This is a genomic window from Pseudomonas sp. B34(2017) (genome assembly GCF_002112915.1).
Classification (GTDB): Bacteria; Pseudomonadota; Gammaproteobacteria; order Pseudomonadales; family Pseudomonadaceae; genus Aquipseudomonas; species Aquipseudomonas pharyngis.
This window is the reverse complement of sequence record NZ_NEJA01000004.1, coordinates 385,087-410,403: the sequence shown is the minus strand read 5'-3', so window position 1 is coordinate 410,403 and position 25,317 is coordinate 385,087. Positions and strand designations below refer to the sequence as shown.

General features: G+C 60.1%; 25 protein-coding genes. 9 read left to right on the top strand and 16 right to left on the bottom strand.

The window, feature by feature from the left end:
• Positions 1-2: 2 nt before the first annotated feature.
• From CAF80_RS15320 to CAF80_RS15310, 3 genes are read left to right on the top strand one after another with little or no spacing between them, the layout of a single operon-like run.
• Positions 3-803, top strand: a complete 801-nt coding sequence (locus CAF80_RS15320; protein ID WP_007951486.1) for a carbohydrate ABC transporter permease — start codon at positions 3-5, stop codon at positions 801-803.
• Between the two features lie 10 nt (positions 804-813).
• Positions 814-1,086 carry a DUF2160 domain-containing protein gene (locus CAF80_RS15315; RefSeq protein WP_039767461.1) on the top strand — a complete coding sequence of 91 codons (273 nt, stop codon included), beginning with the start codon at positions 814-816 and terminating at the stop codon, positions 1,084-1,086.
• A gap of 47 nt (positions 1,087-1,133) precedes the next feature.
• A complete protein-coding gene (locus CAF80_RS15310; protein WP_085667527.1) occupies positions 1,134-2,876 on the top strand; it encodes an ABC transporter substrate-binding protein in 1,743 nt (580 codons plus the stop codon).
• Positions 2,877-2,931: 55 nt separating this feature from the next.
• On the opposite strand, the gene CAF80_RS15305 is transcribed toward CAF80_RS15310, so the two are convergent.
• From CAF80_RS15305 to CAF80_RS15275, 8 genes are all read right to left on the bottom strand, one after another.
• Complete coding sequence (locus CAF80_RS15305) at positions 2,932-3,309, bottom strand: type II toxin-antitoxin system VapC family toxin (protein ID WP_039767456.1); 378 nt, start codon at positions 3,307-3,309, stop codon at positions 2,932-2,934.
• Positions 3,306-3,737, bottom strand: a complete 432-nt coding sequence (locus CAF80_RS28890; RefSeq protein ID WP_170928284.1) for a type II toxin-antitoxin system Phd/YefM family antitoxin — start codon at positions 3,735-3,737, stop codon at positions 3,306-3,308. The genes CAF80_RS15305 and CAF80_RS28890 overlap by 4 nt, the downstream gene beginning before the upstream one ends.
• Positions 3,738-3,895: 158 nt before the next feature.
• Positions 3,896-4,774, bottom strand: coding sequence for an alpha/beta fold hydrolase (locus CAF80_RS15295; protein ID WP_085667528.1), 879 nt, complete (start codon positions 4,772-4,774; stop codon positions 3,896-3,898).
• Entirely contained in the window at positions 4,771-5,721 is a 951-nt protein-coding gene (locus CAF80_RS15290; RefSeq protein WP_085667529.1) for a trans-aconitate 2-methyltransferase, read from the bottom strand. Before CAF80_RS15290 ends, CAF80_RS15295 begins: the two co-directional genes overlap by 4 nt.
• Positions 5,718-6,941 (bottom strand): YcaO-like family protein, encoded by a 1,224-nt coding sequence (locus CAF80_RS15285; RefSeq protein ID WP_085667530.1) that lies wholly within the window; start codon positions 6,939-6,941, stop codon positions 5,718-5,720. The genes CAF80_RS15290 and CAF80_RS15285 overlap by 4 nt, the downstream gene beginning before the upstream one ends.
• Before the next feature lie 50 nt (positions 6,942-6,991).
• Positions 6,992-7,120 (bottom strand): hypothetical protein, encoded by a 129-nt coding sequence (locus CAF80_RS29085; protein WP_256574470.1) that lies wholly within the window; start codon positions 7,118-7,120, stop codon positions 6,992-6,994.
• Between the two features lie 372 nt (positions 7,121-7,492).
• Positions 7,493-8,902: a heavy metal sensor histidine kinase gene (locus tag CAF80_RS15280; RefSeq protein WP_085667531.1), complete on the bottom strand. Its 1,410-nt coding sequence runs from the start codon at positions 8,900-8,902 to the stop codon at positions 7,493-7,495.
• Positions 8,899-9,573 (bottom strand): heavy metal response regulator transcription factor, encoded by a 675-nt coding sequence (locus tag CAF80_RS15275; protein ID WP_007951475.1) that lies wholly within the window; start codon positions 9,571-9,573, stop codon positions 8,899-8,901. The genes CAF80_RS15280 and CAF80_RS15275 overlap by 4 nt, the downstream gene beginning before the upstream one ends.
• 408 nt (positions 9,574-9,981) lie before the next feature.
• Between CAF80_RS15275 and CAF80_RS15270 the strand changes: the two genes are divergently transcribed.
• From CAF80_RS15270 to CAF80_RS15250, 5 genes are all read left to right on the top strand, one after another.
• Positions 9,982-11,229: a TolC family protein gene (locus tag CAF80_RS15270; RefSeq protein WP_085667532.1), complete on the top strand. Its 1,248-nt coding sequence runs from the start codon at positions 9,982-9,984 to the stop codon at positions 11,227-11,229.
• A 49-nt stretch (positions 11,230-11,278) separates the two neighbouring features.
• The gene (locus CAF80_RS15265) at positions 11,279-12,472 is read left to right on the top strand and encodes an efflux RND transporter periplasmic adaptor subunit (RefSeq protein WP_085667533.1); all 1,194 of its coding nucleotides are present in this window, start codon (positions 11,279-11,281) and stop codon (positions 12,470-12,472) included.
• 15 nt (positions 12,473-12,487) lie between these two features.
• The gene (locus tag CAF80_RS15260; protein ID WP_074688959.1) at positions 12,488-15,640 is read left to right on the top strand and encodes an efflux RND transporter permease subunit; all 3,153 of its coding nucleotides are present in this window, start codon (positions 12,488-12,490) and stop codon (positions 15,638-15,640) included.
• A 134-nt stretch (positions 15,641-15,774) separates the two neighbouring features.
• Complete coding sequence (locus CAF80_RS15255; protein ID WP_039767439.1) at positions 15,775-15,975, top strand: co-regulatory protein PtrA N-terminal domain-containing protein; 201 nt, start codon at positions 15,775-15,777, stop codon at positions 15,973-15,975.
• A 79-nt stretch (positions 15,976-16,054) separates the two neighbouring features.
• Positions 16,055-16,387 (top strand): DUF2790 domain-containing protein, encoded by a 333-nt coding sequence (locus CAF80_RS15250; protein ID WP_039767437.1) that lies wholly within the window; start codon positions 16,055-16,057, stop codon positions 16,385-16,387.
• A 149-nt stretch (positions 16,388-16,536) separates the two neighbouring features.
• Here CAF80_RS15250 and CAF80_RS15245 read toward each other — a convergent pair whose 3' ends face one another.
• Both CAF80_RS15245 and CAF80_RS28635 read right to left on the bottom strand, forming a co-directional pair.
• On the bottom strand, positions 16,537-17,862 hold the full coding sequence (locus CAF80_RS15245; protein ID WP_074688957.1) for an OprD family porin: 1,326 nt from the start codon (positions 17,860-17,862) through the stop codon (positions 16,537-16,539).
• Positions 17,863-18,009: 147 nt separating this feature from the next.
• Positions 18,010-18,189: a hypothetical protein gene (locus CAF80_RS28635; protein WP_134333884.1), complete on the bottom strand. Its 180-nt coding sequence runs from the start codon at positions 18,187-18,189 to the stop codon at positions 18,010-18,012.
• Positions 18,190-18,516: 327 nt separating this feature from the next.
• Between CAF80_RS28635 and CAF80_RS15240 the strand changes: the two genes are divergently transcribed.
• Complete coding sequence (locus tag CAF80_RS15240; protein WP_074688955.1) at positions 18,517-18,990, top strand: GNAT family N-acetyltransferase; 474 nt, start codon at positions 18,517-18,519, stop codon at positions 18,988-18,990.
• Between the two features lie 58 nt (positions 18,991-19,048).
• Here the strand turns inward: CAF80_RS15240 and nuoN are convergent, their stop codons facing one another.
• The 6 genes from nuoN to nuoI are packed head-to-tail and all read right to left on the bottom strand — an operon-like array spanning position 19,049 to position 25,312.
• The gene (gene nuoN / locus CAF80_RS15235) at positions 19,049-20,512 is read right to left on the bottom strand and encodes an NADH-quinone oxidoreductase subunit NuoN (protein WP_011334964.1); all 1,464 of its coding nucleotides are present in this window, start codon (positions 20,510-20,512) and stop codon (positions 19,049-19,051) included.
• A gap of 7 nt (positions 20,513-20,519) precedes the next feature.
• Complete coding sequence (gene nuoM / locus CAF80_RS15230) at positions 20,520-22,052, bottom strand: NADH-quinone oxidoreductase subunit M (protein WP_039767431.1); 1,533 nt, start codon at positions 22,050-22,052, stop codon at positions 20,520-20,522.
• Between the two features lie 39 nt (positions 22,053-22,091).
• A complete protein-coding gene (gene nuoL, locus CAF80_RS15225) occupies positions 22,092-23,945 on the bottom strand; it encodes an NADH-quinone oxidoreductase subunit L (protein ID WP_074688953.1) in 1,854 nt (617 codons plus the stop codon).
• The gene (gene nuoK / locus CAF80_RS15220) at positions 23,942-24,250 is read right to left on the bottom strand and encodes an NADH-quinone oxidoreductase subunit NuoK (protein WP_003180046.1); all 309 of its coding nucleotides are present in this window, start codon (positions 24,248-24,250) and stop codon (positions 23,942-23,944) included. Before nuoK ends, nuoL begins: the two co-directional genes overlap by 4 nt.
• A 3-nt stretch (positions 24,251-24,253) precedes the next feature.
• A complete protein-coding gene (gene nuoJ / locus CAF80_RS15215) occupies positions 24,254-24,754 on the bottom strand; it encodes an NADH-quinone oxidoreductase subunit J (protein WP_007951462.1) in 501 nt (166 codons plus the stop codon).
• Between the two features lie 9 nt (positions 24,755-24,763).
• On the bottom strand, positions 24,764-25,312 hold the full coding sequence (gene nuoI / locus CAF80_RS15210; RefSeq protein WP_007951461.1) for an NADH-quinone oxidoreductase subunit NuoI: 549 nt from the start codon (positions 25,310-25,312) through the stop codon (positions 24,764-24,766).
• Between the last annotated feature and the right edge of the window lie 5 nt (positions 25,313-25,317).

The window sequence follows — 25,317 nt, the reverse complement described above, 5'->3', positions numbered from 1 at the left end:
CCATGAGCAAAAGAAAGCTGATTCCCCTGCTGCTCTACATTCTGTTCCTGCTGGTGCCGATCTACTGGCTGCTGAACATGTCGTTCAAGAGCAACACCGAAATCCTCGGCGGACTGACCCTTTTCCCACAGGATTTCACGCTGGCGAACTACAAGGTGATCTTCACCGACCCGAGCTGGTACACCGGCTATATCAACTCGCTGTACTACGTCAGTCTGAACACGATCATTTCCCTGACTGTGGCACTGCCAGCGGCCTACGCGTTTTCGCGTTACCGCTTTCTCGGCGACAAGCACCTGTTCTTCTGGCTGCTGACCAACCGCATGGCGCCGCCGGCGGTATTCCTGCTGCCGTTCTTCCAGCTGTATTCGTCGATCGGCCTGTTCGACACCCACATCGCCGTGGCGCTGGCGCACTGCCTGTTCAACGTGCCGTTGGCGGTGTGGATCCTTGAAGGCTTCATGTCCGGGGTGCCGAAGGAAATCGACGAAACCGCCTACATCGACGGCTACAGCTTTCCCAAGTTCTTCGTGAAGATCTTCATTCCGCTGATCGGCTCCGGCATCGGTGTGACAGCGTTTTTCTGCTTCATGTTTTCCTGGGTCGAGCTGCTGCTGGCGCGCACGCTGACCTCGGTGAACGCCAAACCGATCGCGGCGGTGATGACGCGCACGGTGTCGGCATCCGGGATTGACTGGGGCGTACTGGCGGCAGCGGGGGTGTTGACTATTCTCCCCGGCATGCTGGTGATCTGGTTCGTTCGCAACCACGTGGCCAAGGGCTTTGCCCTGGGCCGGGTCTGAGGAACTGATGATGGAATGGATGAGCTGGACCGTCCCGACGGCGGCGTTTTTCATCGTGATCGGGTTGATCCTGGTGGGCATGACCACCTGGGAATTGCGCTCGCCGAGCATCTTGCGGCGAGGGTTTCTGCCGATTGCCACCACCCGTGGCGATCGTTTGTTCATCGGTCTTCTCGGCAGCGCCTACCTGCATCTGCTGGTAATCGGCGTGACCGACTGGAGCATCTGGGTAGCGTCCGCGTTGTCCCTGGTGTGGCTGTTGGCTGTGATGCGTTGGGGCTAGTCGAATCGCTCGGCAATCGTGCTCCGAAAACCTAACAGGAGGTCTCTATGTTCGATAAGAAAAATAAGCTGCGACATAGCATTTCATTGGCAGCCATGCTGGCACTCAGCGGTTTGAGCGCGTCCGCCTGGGCCGACGCCTACGAAGATGCCGCAAAAAAATGGATCGGCAGCGAATTCAAGCCGTCGACCCTGACGACCGAGCAGCAACTCGAAGAACTGAAGTGGTTCATCAAGGCGGCCGAGCCGTTTCGCGGGATGGACATCAAGGTCGTCTCGGAAACCCTGACCACCCACGAATATGAATCCAAGGTGCTGGCCAAGGCTTTCAGCGAAATCACCGGCATCAAGCTGACCCACGACCTGCTGCAGGAAGGCGATGTCGTGGAAAAAATGCAGACGGTGATGCAGTCGGACAAGAACATATACGACGGCTGGGTCAACGACTCGGACCTGATCGGTACGCACTTTCGCTACGGCAAGACCGAATCGATCACCGACCTGATGGCCAACGAAGGCAAGAACTTCACCTCGCCGACCCTCGACATCAAGGACTTCATCGGCATCTCCTTCACCACTGCGCCGGACGGCAAGATCTATCAATTGCCCGATCAGCAGTTCGCCAACCTGTACTGGTTCCGTGCCGACTGGTTCGAACGCGCCGACCTGAAAGCCAGGTTCAAGGAAAAGTACGGCTATGAACTGGGCGTGCCGGTGAACTGGTCGGCCTATGAAGACATCGCCAAGTTCTTCAGCGAAGACGTCAAGGAAATCGACGGCAAACGCATTTACGGGCACATGGACTACGGCAAGAAAGACCCGTCGCTGGGCTGGCGCTTCACCGATGCCTGGTTCTCCATGGCCGGTGGCGGCGACAAGGGCATTCCCAACGGCTTGCCGGTGGACGAGTGGGGAATTCGTGTCGAGGATTGCCACCCGGTCGGTTCCAGCGTGACCCGCGGCGGCGATACCAACGGCCCGGCGGCGGTGTTCGCCACCACCAAATACGTCGACTGGCTGAAGAAGTACGCGCCACCGGAAGCGGCGGGCATGACCTTCTCCGAGTCCGGCCCGGTACCGTCCCAGGGCAACATCGCCCAGCAGATCTTCTGGTACACCGCGTTCACCGCCGACATGACCAAACCGGGCCTGCCGGTGGTCAACGCCGACGGCACGCCGAAATGGCGCATGGCGCCGTCGCCACGCGGACCGTACTGGGAAGAGGGGATGAAGCTCGGTTATCAGGACGTGGGCTCGTGGACCTTCATGAAATCCACGCCTGAGAAACAGAAACTCGCGGCCTGGCTGTACGCGCAGTTCGTGACCTCGAAAACCGTGTCGCTGAAGAAAACCATCGTCGGCCTGACGCCGATTCGTGAATCGGACATCAACTCGCAAGCGATGACCGACCTGGCGCCGAAACTCGGTGGTCTGGTCGAGTTCTACCGCAGCCCGGCCCGCGTGCAATGGACGCCGACCGGCACCAACGTGCCGGACTATCCACGCCTGGCGCAACTGTGGTGGAGCCACATCGCCGAAGCCGCCAGCGGCGAGAAGACCCCGCAACAGGCCCTCGACGGTCTGGCCAAGGATCAGGACGCGATCATGACCCGTCTGGAACGCTCCAAGGCCCAAGCGGTGTGCGCACCGAAAATGAACCCCGAGCGCGACGCGCAATACTGGTTCGACCAGCCGGGCGCACCCAAACCGAAACTGGCCAACGAGAAGCCGAAAGGCGAAACCGTGAGCTACAACGAACTGCTCAAGTCGTGGGAGGCGGCACGCAAATAAGCGCTTTTGCGGGACGGAACGGCACCTTTGGGTGCCGTTTTTCTTTGTGCGGGATTCAGACCAGAACAGCCAGATCTGTGTACTGAGCCACCAGGGGATCGGCGGTTAGCAGCTTCATCGGCTCAATCATGGCGGTTGCAACAATAAGCCGATCGAATGGATCGCGATGGTGGTGTTCAAGCTCCTTTACGGCAATGGCGTGTTCTGAGGTCACTGGGAGTTCTATAAAGCCGCTGTCGAGGCTGTATTGCCTTATTTCTTCGAGATCTACATTCAACTTACCGAGCCCGACCTTGATTGCCATCTCCCAATAGGTCGCAGCGCTGATATAGATTTCGGTGGCGTTCTCAATCAGTTTTCTGGCTTTTGCGGAGAGTCTGGAATCGTCTGAAAGCGTCCAGAGCAGAATGTGGGTGTCGAGCAATACCCTCATGACTGGCCACCCTCAAATGCGTCGAGCATGTCATCCGATAGTGGCGCGTCGAAGTTTTCGGGAAGCACGAGTTTGCCCTTCATCGCACCTATGCGCGGACCGTGAGACTTGGTGACAGGAACCAGACGAGCGAGTGCACGCCCATGTTTGGCAATTGTAATGATCTGCCCCGAGGCGGCCTCATCGACGAGTCTGGATAGATTGTTTTTGGCTTCGGCCAACGGAACGATGATCATCATGTTTTCCTCATGTTCTGGACAAATATAGCCAGAATCAAGGGGGCCGGCAAAGTCCCGGATTTGTTCTGTGCAGGTGGGGGGCAAACCTGCACGTCGCGCTATATAGGGAAATTGCATGACTTTGCTCCGTCGCTCGACCACCGATGAATCGAAGCTGCTCACCAGCTCAAAAAAGATTTCACGTTTCATTGTCCGTTCTGGCCTCAGCCGCTTGGTAAACCGTGACCCAAGATAACGTCTTGTTTCCTGGTGTGGCTGTAGGACGAGACGGGCATTCTGGAGAGAGCTTTCTGTGTTCCCGGCAGGACGGGCCAGTAACGGAAAAAGATCCTACGGCCATATAACGCTCACCTTTCGATTTCACGTTTCACCGCCCGGCGCACCGTTTTGAGGAGGGCGTTTTCAAAGGCGTTGTGCCCGGCGTGCAGCAGCCGGCAGTGGATGTTCATGCGTTGCCTGAGCCAGCGCACGCTGGCCATGCCATGGGTGTCGCGGATGCCCTGGATCAGCAGGGTGTTGTCATCGAGGGTCAGGTCTTCATCCTTTGGCGTGAAGCAGTAGTTCTGCAGGTGGTAATGCAGCTCGAGACGGATGGCGAGCACCGCTTCCTGATCGACAAAGCGCTCCAGAGTGTCGGGGCAGATCGTCTGCCCTGTGCGACGTAGAACAGCGTTCAACCATTCGATGGCGGCGCGGTATTGCTGCGATGGACAGCCTTCGCCGAGGATCCGGTAGATGTCCCTGGCACGGTGGCCGGGCGACATGTGAGGCGATTGTGCCAACCCGTCATTGAGTGCCTGATCGTAGGCCCGGACATTGGCGGCAAACGGCACGAATACCGAAACCAGCGTGGTTTTCAGCAGGTGCTGCGGATATCGCTGTTGGTACTGGATCGCCAGCCAGCTACCCCATGACACGCCAAGCACGCTGATTTTTTCGAAGCCGAAATACTGGCGCAGGGCATCGATGTCTTCGACACACAGCCCGGTAGTGTTGTCCCGCAGTTCGCCGTAAGGCGTCGAGCGCCCGCAGCCCCGTTGGTCGAACAGGATGATGTCGAACCGACCCGGTTCGAAGAACTGCAAATGGTGGCGGCTGATACGTCCGCCGGGCCCGCCATGGAGGAAAAACACCGGTTCGTGTCCCGGAACACCATGCCGTTCCCAATAGAGTTGATGGCCGTCGCCGGTCGGGTAATAACCTCGGCTATGCAGGGAAAAGCTCATGGCGCCGGAACCGTCAGACGATAGAACTGGAACAGCTCGATTTGCCCTGGTCGTGCCGCGACACTGGATTCAAGTTTCAGGTGATGGATGGAGGCAAGCCAGGTGACCGGAATCAGCACCGGGGTGTGACCGAAGACGAGGATCGTGCCACCGGGATTGACGCAGCGGATCAGCGATTCGAACGCTACGTGGGCCTCACGGCGGGTCAAGACTTCGGCGTTGAGGAACCTCAGGATCAAGACATCACAGCGGATGCCTGTATCGAATGCCTCACTTGCCTCCAGTACGTCAAATTCGACGGATGTCCCGCTGTGCCAGCGCCTGGCATGTTCGATCATCGAGGCCGAACGGTCACTGCCCAGGCAAAGACAGTCGGGTAGGGCACGGGCGAGGTGGGCGATGAACGCGCCCGTTGAACAAGCCGGGTCGTAAACCAGTGCGCCTTTTTCTGTGATGGCCTGGAGCAGCCCGGCGCAGTATTCGCGTAGGTGGTGTTCGTCAGTGTTCAGCTGTTCGGCCAGTGATTCGTTGCATTGCCAGAAGTCTGCCGGGCAGACCGCTTCCCGGCCCGCCTCATCCAGCAGCGGGAAGGGAACCAGGATCTCGCTGTCAGCCTGATGCAAGGCGTGCTCGAAGAACTGCGCTTTGTCTGCGGGGGAGACCGTCCGATAGCCGATCGACAACCCGTCATCCCCCCACAATGAATGCAGATGCGGGCCAAACAACATGTCGGGTTTGAGCGCGCTGCTGGCCTGCCACTGAAAATGCCGGTCACGTTGCAGGAGCTTGCGGCCGACCCAGAACTCATCGTTCACCCGCAGGAAAAAAACGTGATGCAGCCCGCTGCCGCGTGGTTCGAGGTAGTGGCCAACAGCGCCCTTTTCGTTGAGGTAATGGCGCATGGATCGGGCCAGTGTCAGTTCCCGGGTGCGATCGAGTCGGTTCATGGGGCTGGCCTCTCCAGAGTACGGCCCCGGGCTTGCGGTATGACGACGTTACCGCTGCAGACCACGAAGAAGCGTTCCAGTCCGGGGATCACCACGTTGAGCAGGGTCGTGCCGAGCTCGGTTCGCTGCAGGACCGCTGCACCCAGCGAACGGCCATGAATCCGCAGGTCTTGAGTCAGCAGGTGCAGTTGATTTTGCACCGACAGGTCTTTGGCGGAATCCGGCAGTCTCACCTCGTGTTGAACGCAGCGATGCAGAAGCGTGTGCGGATCAAACTGCGCACAGCGCAGCAGGCGCGGGAACGGTTGCAGGTTGCGCAGCGCATTGGCCAGTGTCTGACGGTATTCGGGTTCGGCGGCACTCAGTTGCAGCTGCACCAGTTCAGTAAGCGCCCGCCACGCCGCGTGACGCGGGTCGAGAGAGCTGCCGCTGCCGAATACCTGTGGGTGAGCGCCCGGCTTCGTGGTGAAGGCCAGAAAGGTTCGCGTCTTGAACTCGGTGCTGATATCCACCAGCACGATTTCGCCGTCGATCTCTTGTTCGGCATCAGCCCAAAGACGATCGAGATCGTCGCGTTCAGTGAGACGCGCCACCCGTCGCAGTGGCGGATGGTTCTGATAATAAAAATGATCGAGCAGAAACAACGACACGGCGTCGCGCTCGATGCATTCGTTGGCGGCGTGCAGCATCGCTTCGTGGTAAGTGGCGCCAATGGCGGTGCCGCTGTTGCTGGCGTAGCGCTGCACGGCACGGTAGTCCGCCATGCCCGGTGACGAGGGTAAACGTGAGCCGTTCGGCGAGGTCAGCGCCACCGGGTAGGAAAACCGGTCATGCCACGGCGGACAGACATAGGTCCGGCAGGGGATGCGCACGTTTTGCTGGCAAGTGAGCCTGTGCAGAAGCGAGTCATCGGCAAACACCGGCGTGTCTTTGAAATAGCGTTCCGTTTCGTGGTGAACATCGTAGGTACAGAGCTCATCCGTCCAGTAATGCTCGAGCGCTTCATAGAGCGCGCCCAGGTGCGCCTGATCCGCATAACCCTTGCCGGAGCCACGGGCATGACGGTTGTCGCCGCCATGAAGACTCGCCTGAACTGCAACCACTTTGCTGCCGAGGGTGCGGGTGTGCGGTGTGAGGCCCAGGCGTGAAAGTTCGGTGTGAATACGCCGTTCTGCCTGATCGGCCGTGAGCTCACGCTCGGCCAACGTTGTCTTGTGCATGATTTCCTTCCTGGAAAGCCCGCGAGGGCGCAAGGCCCCCGCGGGTTCTGTCACTCGGCGTTGAGTTCCGCCTGTTCTTCCTCGGTCAGTTGCAGCGCTTCGATCTGCTCTGGCGAGGGTGCTTCCTGCTCTTCCAGTTCATCGATAGGGTTTGCGTTCCAGCTGCCCATGTAGCCCATGATGTTGCTCCTTGGTTGTTGTTTGGGAGTGCTGTTGCAAGCACGAGCCGAATCTAAAAGGGCGGTGAGGGCGGGGTCAAAAATGTCCGGACGTTTCCAGCCGCGGGTTTCAGCGGTGTCGAAATACGTACTGATAAAGCGTGAATTGACGCTGCGAGGACGTGTTTCTGAGGGGCCGCACTGCGTTGCAACGGGCGAGCCACGCGAAAGGAATCAGCGGTTTGAGGCGTTCTGTCTTTTGCCGCTGTCAGACATTTCAGCGCGGGGACGACGCAAATTCGTGCTGAAGGATTTACGGGGATGGATGCAGCACTTGTGCGGCGATTTTTCCCATGAGATTTGAGAAAACACCGCACAAATCGGCTTGAAGGTTCAGTGCCGTTCCGGGTGCGTCACGGGAAACACCAGACTGAATATCGTCATCGCTCCCGGTCGGCTTTGAACCTGCGCAGAGCCTTGATGCAAGGTCATGATCGAGTGCACGATGGCCAGTCCCAGACCGGTACTGCCCTGTGACCGGGTGCGGCTGCTGTCGACCCGGTAAAAACGGTCGAACAGATACGGCAGGTGCTGCGCTTCGATGCCCGCACCGGGATTGCTCACCCGCAATGACACCTCGTTCGACGCCTGTTCGATGAACAGCGAAACGGTCTTGCCGGACGGGCAGTGGCGCAGGGCATTGGACAGCAGATTGGAAATCGCTCGCTGAATCATCAGCCGGTCGCCCGACACCTGAGCGCTGCCGATGATCTTCAGATCGATCTGTTTGTCCTGTGCCGTCAGGGAAAACAGATCCACCACCCTGGACGCCTCTTCCTCCAGCGCAATCGGTTCGAACGAGGCGTGCGCCGCAGGCTGGCTGGCCTGGGCCAGGAACAGCATGTCCGAGACAATCCGCGCGACCCGCTCCAGCTCTTCGGTGCAGGACACCAGAACGTTGGTGTATTCCTCGACCGAGCGCTCCCGCGACAGCGTCACCTGGGCCTTGCCCATCAGGTTGTTGATCGGCGTGCGCAGCTCGTGGGCCAGGTCATCGGAGAACTGCGACAACTGCTGCACGCCGCTGTCCAGTCGATCGAGCATGACGTTGATGCCCTGCGCCAGTTCGCTGAGTTCCTGGGGCATGTTCAGCACCGACAGGCGATGGTCGAGATCCTGCGTCGTCACTCGCGCCGCCACTTTGCGAAACTCGCGCAACGGTGCCAGCCCTCGCTGCACGGCACCCCATGCGGTCAGGCCGATGAATACCAGCAGCAACGGCAAAGCCATCAATGTCGAGCGCAAATAAGCACTGAGCAAGGCCTGATCGTGGGCGTTATCCATCGACAGCAGGACCGGTACGCTGCTGCCGTCCTTGAGGCGAATCAGCTTGGAGACGGTGAGAAACTTCGCACCTTCGGCATCGGCGCTGTCGGTGTGGGTCAACTGATCGGTTGTCGCCCGTACCGCCTTCAGTTCAACGCGCGGATCGGTCAGACCCGAACCGGACTTGAGCAGCGGGGTGCGCAGGTTGTTCAGGTCATAAATAGTCAGGGTCAGGTTGTCGTGCCCCATGACCTGATCGAGCAGAATGTGCGGCTTGGCGCTGATCTCGCCGGTGTCGAAGTACAGCGTCAGGCTGTGCTCGACCTGTTCCAGCTTCTTTTCCAGGCTGTCGCGCGATAGCGCGTTCAGCTCGTGGGTCAGGGCGAAATACGCGAGGATCGCCAGGAACACCACCAGCAGCGCGCCGAGAATGCTGACCGTCAGACCCAGCCGCAGCGACAGGCTCGCAGGCTTCATTCCCGCGCCTCCAGCACATAGCCGACACCGCGCAGGGTGTGGATCAGTTTGCTGTCGAACGGGTCGTCGATCTTCGCCCGCAAGCGACGGATCGAAACTTCGACCACGTTGGTGTCGCAGTCGAAATTCATGTCCCACACCAGCGAGATGATCTGGGTGCGGGTCAGCACTTCGCCGGACTGGCGCATCAGCAGGTGCAGCAGGGCGAACTCCTTGGTGGTCAGGTCGATGCGCTGGGTGCCGCGAAAGGCCCGGTGACGGCCCGGATCGAGTTCCAGATCGGCGACCTTGAGCACCTGCGGCACCGGAATATTTTCACTGCGCCGCATCAACGTGCGTACCCGGGCCAGCAGTTCCGGAAACTCGAACGGCTTGACCAGATAATCGTCGGCGCCCAGGTCCAGACCCCGGATCTTGTCCGCCAGCCGCCCGCGTGCGGTGAGCATCATCACCCGGGTGGAGTGGGTGCGACGCAGTTGTTCCAGCACGCTCCAGCCGTCGAGTTCCGGCAGGTTCACATCGAGGATGATCAGGTCATAAACCTGTTGTTGCGCCAGGTGCAAACCATCCGCGCCATTGACCGCGTGATCAACGATATAACCACTTTCGGTCAGGCCCTGATGCAAGTATTCGGCAGCTTTAAGCTCGTCCTCGACGACAAGGATTCGCATGATGTTTCACCACTTTTAATGAATGGGTATTTAAGTAAGTGAGTCTGGAAGTTGCAGTTTTTGCAGGGACTTCCTGACGGACTTTGGAGCTGAGTGGCGTGTACCGTAAAGGCTGTAGTGGCTACAGAGTCAACGCCTGAGCCCTTTAAATCGGCCATCCGCGACAGCCTGTCGCAGCGAAGTGGTCAATTTTTCATGACTTCCTTTTCGGCAAGTGCTGTTCGGCTGATAACTAACATGCATTTGTTTCGGTGTGTTGCAGCAAAGCCATTCGAACTTCGAATCCTAGAGCAAAACAACTTCGATTAACCGTGGATAACGGATTTGTAATGTTCACGTCACCTTGTCGATAAGTTCAAAACCCTACCGTGGCGCCATCAACGATTCTTGATTGAAGGAAGTCTTCCATTGCCCGGTTTAATTGAACTGACGGCGCGCTCACGCCTGAAAAAAACCGCCAGCGGCCTGTTGTTGCTGGCTTGTACCAGCCTTGCCAGTGCGTCGACTTTGACGCTGGATCAGGCGTTGCAAACCGCCTTCGCCAGCAACCCGGAGCTGGCCGCCGCGCAGTGGGAAATCGGCATTGCCGAAGGTGACCGCAAGCAGGCCGGGCTGATCCCCAACCCCGAGGTGTCGTGGGAGGCCGAAGACACCCGGCGTGAATCACGCACCACCACGGTGATGCTCAGCCAGCCGATCGAGCTGGGCGGCAAGCGCGGCGCGCGGATTGATGTGGCGAGTCGTGCCCAGGATGCCGCCGGCATCGAGCTGGAGCGCAAGCGCAACGTCCTGCGCGCCGACGTGCTTCAAGCGTTCAACGGCGCGCAGACCGCGCAGCAACGTTTGCAACTGGCCCGGCAGTCGCTGCAACTCGCCGAGCACGGTTTGCGTGTGGCTCAGGGGCGGATCGAGGCGGGCAAGTCGTCGCCGGTGGAAGGCACGCGGGCGCAAGTGCAGCTTTCGGAAGTGCGCCTGGAATTGAGCCGCGCCGAGCGTGATCAGGCCAATGCGTACCAGCAGCTGGCGCAGGTCATGGGCGCACCGTTGCCGACGTCGACCACGGTGCAGACCGCAACTCAAAGTCTGCCCAGCGTACCGCCGCCCACCCGTTTGCTTGAGCGTCTGAACGAGACCGCGGAGCTGCGGCTGGCCAGGTTGCAGATCGACCAGCGCGAAGCGTCGCTGGGGCTGGAAAAGTCCCAGCGGATTCCCGATCTCACCGTCAGCATCGGCAGCCAGTACAGCGAAACCGAGCGCGAGCGGGTCAACGTGGTCGGGCTGTCGATGCCGATTCCGCTTTTCAACCGCAATCAGGGCAACGTGCTGGCGGCGGCGCGGCGTACCGATCAGGCGCGGGACCTGCGCAACGCCACCGAACTGCGCTTGCGCACGGAAATCCAGACCACGCTGGCGCAATGGCAGACCGCCAACGGCGAAATCCAGGCATTCGACCGCACCATCCTGCCCGCCGCGCAAAGTGCGGTCGACAACGCCACTCGCGGTTTCGAAATGGGCAAGTTCGGCTTCCTCGACGTGCTCGATGCCCAGCGCACATTGATCGCCGCTCGCAGCCAATACATCCAGGCGGTGAGCGAGGCGACCGACGCCCGGGTCCGCATCGAACGCATCTTCGGCGACCTCAGCGCCAACCCTTGAATTTCAACGTTCTGATTACTGCGCGATGGTTTGGCGCAGAGGAGTTTCCATGGATAAAAAACTGATCGTGGTTGCTGCGGCGACCTTGGCGCTGGGCATTGGCATCGGCTCGATGTGGAGCGGCAATGCGTCTGTCGATGCGCATGCCGATGAAGCGGCGGAGCACGCCGACCATGCCGAAGAAGGCGCCGCCGCTGACGGCGGGCACGACGAAGAAGGGCACATCGAACTGACGGCCGAGCAGATCGCGGCGGCGGGGATTCAACTGGCCGCCGCCCGGGCGCAGAACTTCAGCCTCGGTCTGTCGTTCCCCGGCGAAGTGCGCTTCGACGAAGACCGCACCGCGCATGTGGTGCCGCGTGTGCCGGGCGTGGTCGAGTCAGTGTCGGTCAACCTCGGACAGTCGGTGAAGAAAGGCCAGTTGCTGGCCGTGATCGCCAGTCAGCAGATCTCCGATCAGCGCAGCGAGCAGGCAGCCGCGCAACGCCGTCTGGCCCTGGCCCGCACGACGTTCGAGCGCGAGAAGAAACTGTGGCAGGACAGGATCTCCGCCGAACAGGATTTCCTCCAGGCACGTCAGGCCCTGGAGGAAGCCGAAATTGCCGTGAGCAATGCCCGGCAAAAGATCAGCGTGCTCAGTGGCAGCGTGGTCGCCACCGGTGGCAATCGCTATGAGCTGCGGGCGCCGTTCGAAGGTGTGGTAGTGGAAAAGCACCTGACGCCGGGCGAGGTGGTCGATGAAACCACGGCGGCGTTCACGCTCTCGGATTTGTCGCGGGTGTGGGTCACGTTCGGCGTGTCACCGAAAGACTTGAACAAGGTGCAAGTGGGCAAACCCGTCACCGTCAGTGCGGCGGAATTGAACGCCGAAGTCAGCGGCACCGTGACCTACGTCGGCAGCCTGCTCGGCGAACAGACCCGCACCGCGACCGTGCGCGTCACCCTGGAAAACCCGCAAGGCTCCTGGCGCCCGGGCCTGTTTGTCACCGCGCTGGTCGCCACCGACAGCCGCCAGGCCAAAGTCGCCGTACCGGAAACCGCAATCCAGACCGTCGAGGACAAGCCCACGGTGTTTGTGCGCACCGACAACGGCTTCAAGGCGCAAGCAGTGGAGCTGGGCAGTCGCGCGGCAGGCCAGGCGGAAGTCATCGCCGGACTGGAACCGGGCGTGCAAGTCGCCAGTACCGGCAGCTTCGTCCTCAAATCGGAGCTGGGCAAAGCCTCGGCCGAGCACAGTCATTAATCGCGGAAGACTCCCATGTTCGAACGCCTGATCCAGTTTGCCATCGAGCAGCGCATCATCGTGCTGCTCGCCGTTCTGCTCATGGCCGGCCTCGGCATCGCCAGTTATCAGAAACTGCCGATCGACGCCGTGCCCGACATCACCAACGTCCAGGTGCAGATCAACACCGGTGCAGCGGGATTCTCGCCACTGGAAACCGAGCAGCGCATTACGTTCCCGATTGAAACCGCGATGGCCGGTTTGCCAGCGCTGGAGCAGACCCGCTCGCTGTCGCGTTCGGGGTTGTCGCAGGTCACGGTGATCTTCAAGGAAGGCACCGATCTGTTCTTTGCCCGGCAATTGGTCAACGAACGATTGCAGTCCGCCAAGGAGCAGTTGCCCGAGGGCGTGGAAGCGGTGATGGGGCCGATCTCCACCGGGCTCGGCGAGATCTTTTTGTGGACGGTCGAGACCAAGGAAGGCGCACTGAAGGACGACGGTACGCCCTACACGCCGACCGACTTGCGGGTGATTCAGGACTGGATCATCAAGCCGCAACTGCGCAACGTCCCCGGCGTGGCGGAGATCAACACCATCGGCGGTTTTGCCAAGGAATATCAGATCGCGCCCGATCCGAAAAAACTCGCGGCCTACAAACTGACCCTCACCGATCTGGTGACGGCGCTGGAGCGCAACAACGCCAACGTCGGCGCCGGGTACATCGAGCGCAGCGGCGAGCAATTGCTGATTCGCGCGCCGGGCCAGGTAGCGAGCACCGAGGACATCGCCAACATCGTCATGGCCAACGTCGACGGCACGCCGATCCGGATCAAGAACGTCGCCACCGTGGACATCGGCCGCGAACTGCGCAGCGGCGCCGCCACGGAAAATGGCCTGGAAGTGGTGCTTGGCACGGTGTTCATGTTGATCGGTGAAAACAGCCGCACGGTCTCCCAGGCCGTCGCCGCGAAGCTCGAACAGATCAACAAGTCGTTGCCCGCCGGCGTGATCGCGGTGCCGGTGTACGACCGCACGCATCTGGTCGACAAGGCCATCGCCACGGTGAAGAAGAACCTCGTCGAAGGCGCGATTCTGGTGATCGCAATCCTGTTTCTGTTCCTCGGCAATATCCGCGCTGCGCTGATCACGGCGATGGTGATTCCGCTGTCGATGTTGTTCACCTTCACCGGCATGTTCAGCAACAAGGTCAGCGCCAACCTGATGAGCCTCGGCGCGCTGGACTTCGGCATCATCGTCGATGGTGCGGTGGTGATCGTCGAAAATACGCTGCGACGACTGGCCCATGCGCAGCAGCATCACGGGCGTCTGCTGACGCGATCCGAACGTTTCCATGAAGTGTTTGCAGCAGCGAAAGAGGCGCGGCGACCGCTGATTTTCGGCCAGTTGATCATCATGGTGGTGTACCTGCCGATCTTCGCCCTGAGCGGCGTCGAGGGGAAAATGTTCCACCCGATGGCGTTTACCGTAGTCATCGCGTTGCTTGGCGCCATGCTGTTGTCCGTGACTTTTGTGCCGGCGGCGATTGCGCTGTTCGTGACCGGCAAGGTCAAGGAAGAGGAGGGCGTGGTGATGCGCGGCGCGCGTCGCGTTTATGCGCCGACGCTGAACTGGGTCATGTCCCATCGGACGATGGCGGTCGGCGCGGCGTTGGCTGTGATTGTGCTCAGTGGCGTGGTCACCAGCCGCATGGGCAGCGAGTTTGTGCCGAGTCTCAGCGAGGGCGATTTTGCCTTGCAGGCGTTGCGCGTGCCGGGCACCAGCCTGACGCAATCGGTGGACATGCAGCAGCGGCTGGAAACGTTGATCCTGGCCAAAGTGCCCGAGGTTGAACGCGTGTTCGCCCGTACCGGTACTGCGGAAATCGCCTCTGACCCGATGCCGCCGAACATCTCCGACAGCTACGTAATGCTCAAGCCCAAAGAGCAATGGCCGGAGCCGGGCAAGTCCCGCGAAACCCTGATGGCCGAGCTGCAACAAGCCGCGGCAACGCTGCCGGGCAGTAACTATGAACTGTCGCAGCCGATCCAGTTGCGCTTCAACGAGCTGATCTCCGGCGTGCGCAGCGACGTGGCGGTCAAGGTGTTCGGTGATGACATGGACGTGCTCAACGCCACGGCGGCGAAGATTGCCGTCGCGATGCAGAAGGTCAACGGCGCGTCCGAGGTCAAGGTCGAGCAAACCAGCGGTCTGCCGGTGCTGACCATCAATATCGACCGCGACAAGGCCGCGCGTTACGGGCTCAACGTCGGCGATGTGCAGGACACCATTGCGGTGGCCGTCGGTGGGCAGAAGGCCGGCACTCTGTATGAGGGGGACCGTCGATTCGACATGGTGGTGCGCTTGTCCGACGCCATGCGCAAGGACATCGACGGGTTGTCGGCACTGCTGATTCCGGTGCCGGCGGCGGGTGGTGATGCTTCCAGTCAGATTGGCTTCATTGCGCTGAAGGACGTTGCCAGCCTCGATCTGGTGCTGGGGCCGAATCAGGTCAGCCGCGAGAACGGCAAGCGCCTGGTGATCGTCAGCGCCAACGTGCGTGGGCGCGACATCGGTTCTTTTGTCGCCGAGGCGGGCGATGCGATCGAGCGCGACGTGCAGGTGCCGGCAGGTTACTGGACCACCTGGGGCGGGCAGTTCGAGCAACTGCAATCGGCGGCCAAGCGCTTGCAGATCGTGGTGCCGGTGGCGTTGCTGCTGGTGTTCGGGTTGCTGTTCATGATGTTCAACAACCTCAAGGACGGCTTGCTGGTGTTCACCGGGATTCCGTTTGCGCTGACCGGCGGGGTCATGGCGTTGTGGCTGCGGGATATTCCGCTGTCGATCTCGGCGGGTGTCGGGTTTATCGCGCTGTCCGGCGTGGCGGTGCTCAACGGGCTGGTGATGATCGCGTTTATCCGCAACTTGCGGGAGGAAGGGCGCTCGCTGTCCGAAGCGATTCACGAAGGTGCGCTGACGCGATTGCGCCCGGTGTTGATGACGGCGCTGGTGGCGTCCCTGGGCTTCATTCCGATGGCCCTGGCGACCGGCACCGGGGCCGAGGTGCAGCGACCGCTGGCAACGGTGGTGATTGGTGGAATTCTGTCCTCGACCATTCTCACGCTGCTGATCCTGCCGGCGTTGTATCAGCTGGCGCATCGTCGGGATGAGGAAGCGCCTACGGCGGCCTAGTCAATTTTTCCCTCAACAACAGGCCCGCCATTGCGGGCCTTTCTACATAACGGATATGTAATTTCGGCGCCACCGTCACGAAAGGTTCGGATTGTTACCTTGATCCCGTCAGTGACTTGAATGAGGAATGAACGATGAAACTTGCACAGATTGGCGCGTTTGCCGTGGCTCTGATGATGTCTTCCCTGGTGTTGGCCGAAGGTGGCGGCGACCGCACTTTCGACCGAATGATGGCCGCCAATGACCGCTCGATGGAGGTGTTTGCTGCGAAGGAAAAGGCCCGTGATCCGTTCGTTGTGAACGACAAGAAGGACGACAAGACCCAAGACCTGTAAGCGTGCTGCCAGTGAATGAGCCCGTCATCGCGCATCGATGGTGGGCTTTTTTATGAGTCGTGTTTTGAAGGAAACGAATATGAAAACTCTAAAGCTGTTGGCGTTCACCGCTGTCATGGCGATGTCCTTGAATGTGTTGGCCGAAGGCGGTGGCGACAGAACGTTCGACCGGGCGCTCAGTGCCAACACCAAAGCCATGGAGCAGTACGCGGCCAGTCAGGGCAAAGCGGCGCCGGTGGTCAAGGAATACGGGTACGGAATGAAGCTGGATGTGAAGAAGGTGGTGAGCGTTGTCCGGCCGAAAAATGAATGCGCGGTCGTGCCGGCTGCGATGACTTACGAGGACTCCAAGGGGCAGCTCAATACGGTCACTTACAACGTGATGGGCAATTGTCGTCAGCAGGGTGGCTGACGCTAATCCCTGCTGAAACGCCCGGTTCATGTGCAGTGAGTCGGGCTTTTTTTCGGGCGCAAAAAAGGCGCCCCGAAGGACGCCAAAGATTCACCTCTTACCAAAGGAGCAAGGAGCTTCTAAAGGTGAATGGGCATTGCTCGTGAAACTCAGAGAATCGCCAGCGGGTATTCGACGATCACCCGCACTTCATCCAGGTCTGACTCGAATGCGGTGGCGCGGGTCGTGGCCTGGCGCAGACGCAGCGACAGGTCTTTCATCGAACCGCTCTGCACCACGTATTTGACTTCGATGTCACGCTCCCAGCGCTTCTGGTCAGTCAGCGGATTGCCCTCGGCATCGCGGCGCATGTACACGGCGTTGGCGTTGGAGTAATCGGCGTCGGTGCCGCGTGCATAACGGGTCATGAACGACAGGCCCGGTACGCCGTAAGTAGTCATGTCGAGGTCGTAGCGCACCATCCAGGAACGCTCTTTCGGTGAGTTGAAGTCGCTGTACTGGATCGAGTTGTCGAGGAGGATCGAGTCGGACTGACGCAGGTAATCGAAGTCGTCATTGCCGTTGTTGCGCTGGTGGGAAATGGCGACGGAGTGGGCGCCGAGTTTCACGCCGACGCGGCCGCTCCAGATGTTGTTGTCGAACTCGCCGAGCAATTGTTTGCCCTCGTCGACAGCCTTGTAGTAATTCAGGCCGCCGAACAGCGACAGGTCATCCGACAGTGGATACGTCCAGGCGGTGCCGGTGTAGTACTGGTTCCAGGCATCTTTGAGGCGGCTGGAGTACAGGCTGAAACTCAGGTTTTTGTTCAGCGCGTAATCGCCGCCGCCGTAAGCAATCCACGGCGAATTGACCGGGCCGGCATAGAAGGTCGCGAAGTTTTCGCGCAGGTCGCTGGACACCGGTTGGCTCATCGCATGCAGCCGGCCGCCCTGGATCGACAGACCTTCGATGCTGGTGTTGATCGCCGTCACGCCGCGAAAACTTTCCGGCAGCAATCGCGAATCGCCCGCCGCGACCACCGGGTTGGCCGGGAACACATCACCGACTTTCACCACCGTATCGAAAGCCCGCACTTTGGCGGCGCCACCGACCTTGCTGTATTCGTCCCGCGCTTCACCGTCGCTGTTGACCGGCAATACATCGAACGAACTGCGGCCACCGTTACGGCCGTCGCCGGTGTCGAGCTTCAGGCCGATCATCGCAAACGCATCCACCCCGACCCCGACGGTGCCCTGGGTGAAACCGGATTCGAACTTGCCGATGATGCCGTGGGCCCAGGCTTCGGAATAACCATTGCCCGTGGGACTGGACTGGCCGTTGCGGTGGTCACGGTTGAAGTAAAGGTTACGGTTGAGCACCGTCAGGCTGCTGCCTTCGATAAACCCTTCGGGTTTTTCTTCTGCAAACACCGTGGACGGCCCGGCGCCGACAACCACTGCCAGAGCGGCCATCGACATTTTTGTGTTGTTAACCATCAATCACTCCTTGGGTTCGGCAGAACGGGAACGAGCTTCGGCGTGGGTTTTATTGTTCGACGGACAAGGGGCCCGCCGGCATGGTCGCCGGGTGTCATCGTTGCAGGCTGCAGATAACGCGGAGATGATTGGGGAATTACAATTTCGTTAGGTGGATTTGGTTGGTGTTCGACTATTCAGCTTGGGGCAGATTTCTATTTCCCCACTGGTGATCGGTATTCGCTTTGGCAAATTCAGCGTGTGGGTTTTCAGAGTGATTTTGCCTTCGCGTGCGGCTGCCAAGTCTCTGAGGCCATCCATCAGTTCCGAAAAAATTTCGCGTTTCATTGTTCGTCCTCGTCTCGATTGAGCTCTTGAGCAGGCAAACAACATAGTGGTATTGCCCCTGGGCTGGCTGTAGGACGAAACGGATATGCTGGCGAGAGCTTTCGATAAAGAAGAGAAGAAGCTTCGCAATTGACGTGACCGAACAATCCGCAGCACTATCCAGCCATGAATGCCCAACATCGAATGACCATGATGTGCTCCTCTATGACCGCTTCCGGCGGGCCATAAGGTCATGCATGTCTGGTCAATGACGTGTTACCCAAAGCCCCGCCAGAAATGGACGGGGCTTTTTCATTGCCCGTCCGCACATGGCTCAAGGAGAGAGATATGTTCGAAATGAAAAGAGCCGAACCGGACGATGCCGGGATAGCGTTCGAGATTCGGCGACAGGCGATCCGGCATCAATGCATCGGTGCCTACAGCGAGCAGCAAATGCTCGACTGGACAAAGGGCTCGGCGGCAGACGGTTATGACACGCTCATGCAAAAGCATTTCTATCTGGGTTGCGTTGAGGGTGAGCCCGTGGCAACCGGCATGCTCGATCTGGAGCACCGCGAAATCGGCGCAATCTTCATCCATCCGGATTTCATGCAGCGCGGTCTGGGTAAGCGTGTGCTGCACTTTCTGGAAGCGCTGGCACAGGATCTGGGACTGGCAGAGGTTTGTCTGGATGCGACGTTGAATGCCGCTGATTTTTATCGGCGTTGCGGTTACGTCGGGGAGGGGAGTGCGATCTACCAATCGCCTTCAGGTCTGCAACTGGCTTGCGTGCCAATGGTGAAAAAACTCAAGACGGTCTAGACGCAAAAACGGCACCCGAAGGTGCCGTTTCTGTTTCTAGCCAACTATCGCTGAGCGATCAGCCCGCCAGGCCCGATTGCTGAACCAGGGTCAGCAGCGGTTGTGGGTAGACGCCGAGGAAGAACGCAACCACAGCGATCGCCAGCAGCATCACGCCGCCTGCTTTCTGTTCCCAGTGCAGTTGGGCGTCGTGGCGGCGCAGGTTCGGTTCGATCAGGTACAGGGTGACCATCACGCGCAGGTAGTAGAACACGCCGATGGCGCTGCCCAGTACCAAGGAACCTACCAGCCACCATTGGTGCGACTCGACACCGGTAGCGATGATGTAGAACTTGCCGATGAAGCCAGCGGTCAGCGGGATACCGGCCAGGGACAGCATCATCACGGTCAGTACGGCGGTCAGGTACGGACGGCGCCAGAACAGGCCGCGGTATTCGTACAGCGCGTCTGCGTCACGGCCGTTGTACGGCGAGGACATCAGGGTGATCACGCCGAAGGCGCCGAGGCTGGTGATCACGTAGGTGACCAGGTACACGCCGATGGCTTCCACCGCCAGACCCTTGCTCGCCACCAGTGCGATCAGCAGGTAGCCGAAGTGCGCGATGGAGGAGTAACCGAGCAGACGCTTGAGGTTGCTCTGGGTCAGGGCCAGCAGGTTACCGAACAGGATCGAAGCGATGGCGATGATGGTCAGCACGTTACTCAGAACGCCACTGCTTGCAGCAGGGGAGATCTGGAACAGACGAACCATGACCGCGAACACAGCTACTTTCGAAGCGGTGGCGAGGAACGCGGCCACCGGTGCCGGAGCACCTTCGTACACGTCCGGCGTCCACAAGTGGAACGGTACCAGCGACAGCTTGAACGCCAGACCGATCAGCATCATGCCCAGGCCCAGTTGCGCCAGCGAGCTTGGCAGGCCGGTCGCGGCCAGGGCCTGACCGATACCGACGAAGCTCAGCGAACCCGAGTCGGCGTACAGCAGCGCCATACCGAACAGCAGGAACGCGGAACCGGCGGCCGACAGCACCATGTACTTGATGCCGGCTTCCAGCGAACGCTTGTTGAAGAAGGCGTAGGCCACCAGACCGTAGACCGGCACCGACAGCAGTTCCAGACCGATGAACAGGCCGGCCAGGTGCTGCGCGCTGACCAGAACCAGGCCACCGGCGGCGGCCATCAGGATCAGCAGGTACAGTTCTTCACGGTTGCCCGGGTAACCCGAACCGCCATCGCCGAGGTAGGCGTGGGCGAGGGTGACGCAAGCGAGGGTGGCGACCAGGATCAGCGCCATGTACAGGCAGGCAAAGGTGTCGATCTGCAGCAATGGAGTCACGGCCAGAGGCGCGACTTTCAGGGCCGGCAGGATCGACAGCAAGGCCAGGTTCAGACCTGCCACCGAAATCAGGAAGGTCTGCGAGTGGTTGCGGCGCCAGGCGATTGCCAGCATCACCACGATAATGGTGAGGCTGGTGATCAACAGTGGCGCAAGCGCAATAAAGTGTTGAATCGTGAATTCCATAGCGCTCTTACCGGGCCGAAGCGAGTTGAGTGAAGGCGGTGCCGAGCCACTGCTGCACGCCATGCATCGTGGCGGCGGAAGTGTCGAGGAACGGTTGCGGGTAGACGCCGAGGTAAATCAGCAGTACCGCAAGGCCCAGCACCATGATCAGTTCGCGACCGTCCATGCCGTGCAGGATCGAATCCGATTTCGACGGACCGAAGTAAGCGCGGTGGATCATGATCAGCGAGTAGACCGAACCGAACACCAGACCGGAAGTGGCAATCGCGGTGATCCATGGCGCACTGGCGAACGTACCGATCAGGATCAGGAACTCGCCGACGAAGTTACCGGTGCCCGGCAGACCCAGAGAGGCGGCTGCGAAGAACAGGCTGATCGCCGGCAGGTAAGCGATACGCGACCACAGACCGCCCATCTCACGCATGTCACGCGTGTGCAGACGCTCGTACAACTGACCGCTCAGGATAAACAGTGCCGCGGCCGACAGACCGTGGGCCAGCATCTGGATCACGGCACCTTGCAGCGCCAGTTGGCTGCCGGAGTAGATGCCGATCAGTACGAAGCCCATGTGGGAAACGGACGAGAAGGCGATCAGACGCTTGATGTCGGTTTGCGCGAAAGCGAGGAACGCACCGTAGAAGATCCCGATCAGACCGAGGGTCATGGCGATCGGCGCGAATTCGGCCGAGGCGTTCGGGAACAGCGGCAGGGCGAAACGCAGCAGACCGTAGGCCGCGGTTTTCAGCAAGATACCGGCGAGGTCGACGGAACCTGCAGTCGGCGCCTGGGCGTGAGCGTCAGGCAGCCAGGAGTGGAACGGAACCACTGGCAGCTTGACCGCGAAGGCGATGAAGAAGCCGAGCATCAGAATGTACTCGGTGGTCATCGACATCTTGGTCTTCAACAGATCGGCGTAGTTGAAGGTGATCACGCCGGTGCTGTTGTAGTTGACCAGGACCAGACCGAGGATCGCCACCAGCATGATCAGGCCGGAAGCCTGAGTGAAGATGAAGAACTTGGTCGCGGCGTAGATCCGGGTTTTCTTGCCGTCCGAAGAACTGTGACCCCAGAGCGCGATGAGGAAGTACATCGGCACCAGCATCATTTCCCAGAAGAAGAAGAACATGAACAGGTCGAGGGCGAGGAACACGCCGACAACGCCGCCCAGAATCCACATCAGGTTCAGGTGGAAGAAGCCAACGTGACGTTGAATCTCTTTCCACGAGCAGAGTACCGACAGGATACCCAGCAGACCGGTCAGCAGGATCATCAGCAGCGACAGGCCGTCGAGGGCCAGGTGCACGTTGATGCCGAAGCGCTGGATCCAGACGTGCTTGAACTCAAGCGTCCAGGTCGGATCGGCGCCAGGCGCCGGTGCAAATGAATAGTCACCGTGGGCCCACAGCCAGAGGCCGAGGGCGAGTTCCAGGGTCATGGTCAACAGCGCAATCCAGCGGGGGAGGGTGGCGCCGAAGCGCTCACCCAGCCAGCACAGCAGGCCGCCGATGAAGGGGATCAGGATTAGCCAAGGCAGAATCATGACGGGCTCGTTTCCTTTCGCAAATTCGCAAGGTTCATATCAGACCGCTACCAGCACGACAGCGCCGATGACCAACACGGCACCAGCAGCCATCGAGGCGGCGTACCAACGCAGTTGACCGGTTTCAGTACGGCTCAGGGCAGTGTGACCACCCTTGGCCATGCGCGGGATCAGACCGATGGTCTGGTCGAGCGGGTCTTTGCGCAGTACATGGCTGATCGCAAGGTACGGCTTGACGAACAGTTTGTCGTAGATCCAGTCGAAGCCCCAGGCAGCGAACCACCAGGCCGAAAGGAGACGGCCGATGCCGCTGTTGGCGATTGCGGTCACGAAGCGACGCTTGCCGAGGAACAGCAGGGCCGCCAGCAGGATACCGGCCAGGGCGATGGCGCCCGAGGCGATTTCCAGACTGTGCTTGGCTTCGCCACCGGCATGGCCAACGCTCTCTGGCAGTACGCCGTGCAGCGGTGGAACGATCATGGCGCCGACGAAGGTCGACAGCACGATCAGCACCGACAGCGGCAGCCAGTGAGCGATGCCGTGACCGGCGTGGGCTTCGGTCTTGGCTTCACCGTGGAACGCGATGAAGATCAGGCGGAAGGTGTACAGCGACGTCATGAATGCGCCGACCAGACCTGCGTAAAGCAGACCGTGGTTGCCGCTGGCGAACGCTTCCCAGAGGATTTCGTCCTTGGAGTAGAAACCGGCGGTCACCAGCGGCAGGGCGGCCAGGGCGGCACCACCGACGATGAAGCTGGCGTAGGCCAGCGGCAGTTTCTTCCACAGGCCGCCCATCTTGAAGATGTTCTGCTCGTGGTGGCAGGCAACGATCACCGCACCGGAGGCAAGGAACAGCAGGGCCTTGAAGAAGGCGTGGGTCATCAGGTGGAAGATCGCGCCTTCCCAGGCACCCACGCCCAGCGCCAGGAACATGTAGCCGATCTGGCTCATGGTCGAATAGGCGAGGATACGTTTGATGTCGGTTTGCACCAGTGCGGCGAAACCGGCCAGTACCAGGGTCACGCCACCGACGATGCCGACCAGGTGCAGAATGTCCGGCGCCAGGGCGAACAGACCGTGGGTACGGGCGATCAGGTAGACACCGGCAGTCACCATGGTTGCGGCGTGGATCAGTGCCGAAACCGGGGTAGGACCGGCCATCGCGTCCGCCAGCCAGGTTTGCAGCGGCAGTTGCGCCGATTTACCGACCGCACCACCCAGCAGCATCAGGGTTGCCAGCACGATCCAGAAATCGCCGACCTTGAAGTGCTCAGGCGCCTTCACCAGCAACTCCTGGACGTTCAGCGTGCCCAGTTGCTGGAACAGGATGAACAGGCCGATCGCCATGAACACGTCGCCGATACGGGTGACGATGAAGGCTTTGAGTGCGGCGTTACCGTTGTTGCGATTGCTGTAGTAGAAACCGATCAACAGGTACGAGCACAGGCCCACGCCTTCCCAACCGAAGTAGATGAACAGCAGGTTATCGCCCAGGATCAGGAACAGCATGCTGGCGATAAACAGGTTGGTGTACGAGAAGAAGCGCGAGTAACCGTCTTCGCCACGCATGTACCACGATGCAAACAGGTGGATCAGGAAGCCGACACCGACGACCACACCGAGCATGGTCACGGACAGACCATCCAGGTACAGCGCGAAGTCAGGCTGGAAACCTTCCACCGACATCCAGCGCCACAGCACCTGGGTGTAGACGCCACCTTCCGGTGGCGCGACGTTGAATTGCCAGATCACGTAGGCCGCGACGATGGCAGACAGGCCGATGGAGCCGACACCGATCAGCGCCGACAGGTTTTCCGAGAAGCGGCCGCGGGAGAACGACAGCAACAGGAACCCGATCAGAGGGAATACGAAAGTCAGAAAGAGTAGGTTCATCCGCGCATCTCACTGGCAGCGTCGATATCGAGCGTGTGGAAGCGGCGATACAGTTGCAGCAGGATCGCCAGGCCAATACTGGCTTCGGCGGCTGCAAGGCTGATCACCAGGATGAACATGATCTGTCCATCCGGTTGCGCCCAGCGGGCGCCCGCAACGATGAAAGCCAGTGCAGAGGCGTTCATCATCACTTCCAGACTCATCAACACGAACAAAATGTTGCGGCGGACCATCAGGCCGACCAGACCAAGGCAGAACAGGATGCCGGCAACTGCCAGACCATGTTCGAGAGGGATAGCAGGCATGTCTTACTCCTTCGCCTCGTTACGGCCCAAATGGAACGCCGTGACGGCTGCAGCGAGCAGCAGCATCGAGGCGAGTTCGACCACCAGCAGATACGGACCGAACAGGCTGATGCCCACGGCTTTTGCATCGACGGTGGTGTGGCCGATGGCCTGACCGCTCTGGTGAGCGAACAGCACATACAGCAGTTCGGCCAGCAGCAGGGCGGCGAGAATCACCGGCCCCGCCCAGATCCCGGGCTTGAGCCAGGTGCGTTCCTGCTGAACCGAGGCCGGGCCCAGGTTCAGCATCATCACCACGAACACGAACAGCACCATGATGGCGCCGGCGTAGGCGATCACTTCCAGCACGCCGGCGAACGGTGCGCCGAGTGCGAAGAAGGTCATGGCCACGGCGATCAGCGAAATGATCAGGTAGAGCAGGGCGTGCACAGGATTGGTGTTGGTGACCACACGCAGTGTGGACACAACAGCGATACCCGATGCGAAATAGAAAGCGAATTCCATCGTTCTTCCTTAAGGCAGCAAGCTCTTCACGTTGATCGGCTCGGCTTCGTTTTGTGCGGCGCCTTTCGGCTTGCCCGCAACGGCCATACCTGCAACACGATAGAAGTTGTAATCAGGGTTTTTGCCGGGGCCGGAGATCAAAAGATCTTCTTTCTCGTACACCAGGTCCTGACGTTTGAACTCGGCCATCTCGAAATCCGGCGTCAGCTGGATCGCGGTGGTCGGGCAGGCTTCCTCGCAGAGACCGCAGAAAATGCAGCGCGAGAAGTTGATACGGAAGAAGTCCGGGTACCAGCGACCGTCTTCGGTTTCAGCTTTCTGCAGCGAGATGCAACCCACCGGGCACGCCACGGCGCACAGGTTGCAGGCTACGCAGCGTTCTTCGCCGTCGGGGTCGCGGGTCAGGACGATGCGACCACGGTAGCGTGGTGGCAGGTAGACCGGCTCTTCCGGGTATTGCAGGGTGTCGCGCTTGCGAAAGCCATGGCCGAAGACCATGACCAGGCTGCGCAACTGGGTACCGGTACCCTTAACGATGTCGCCAATATATTTGAACATGGGTC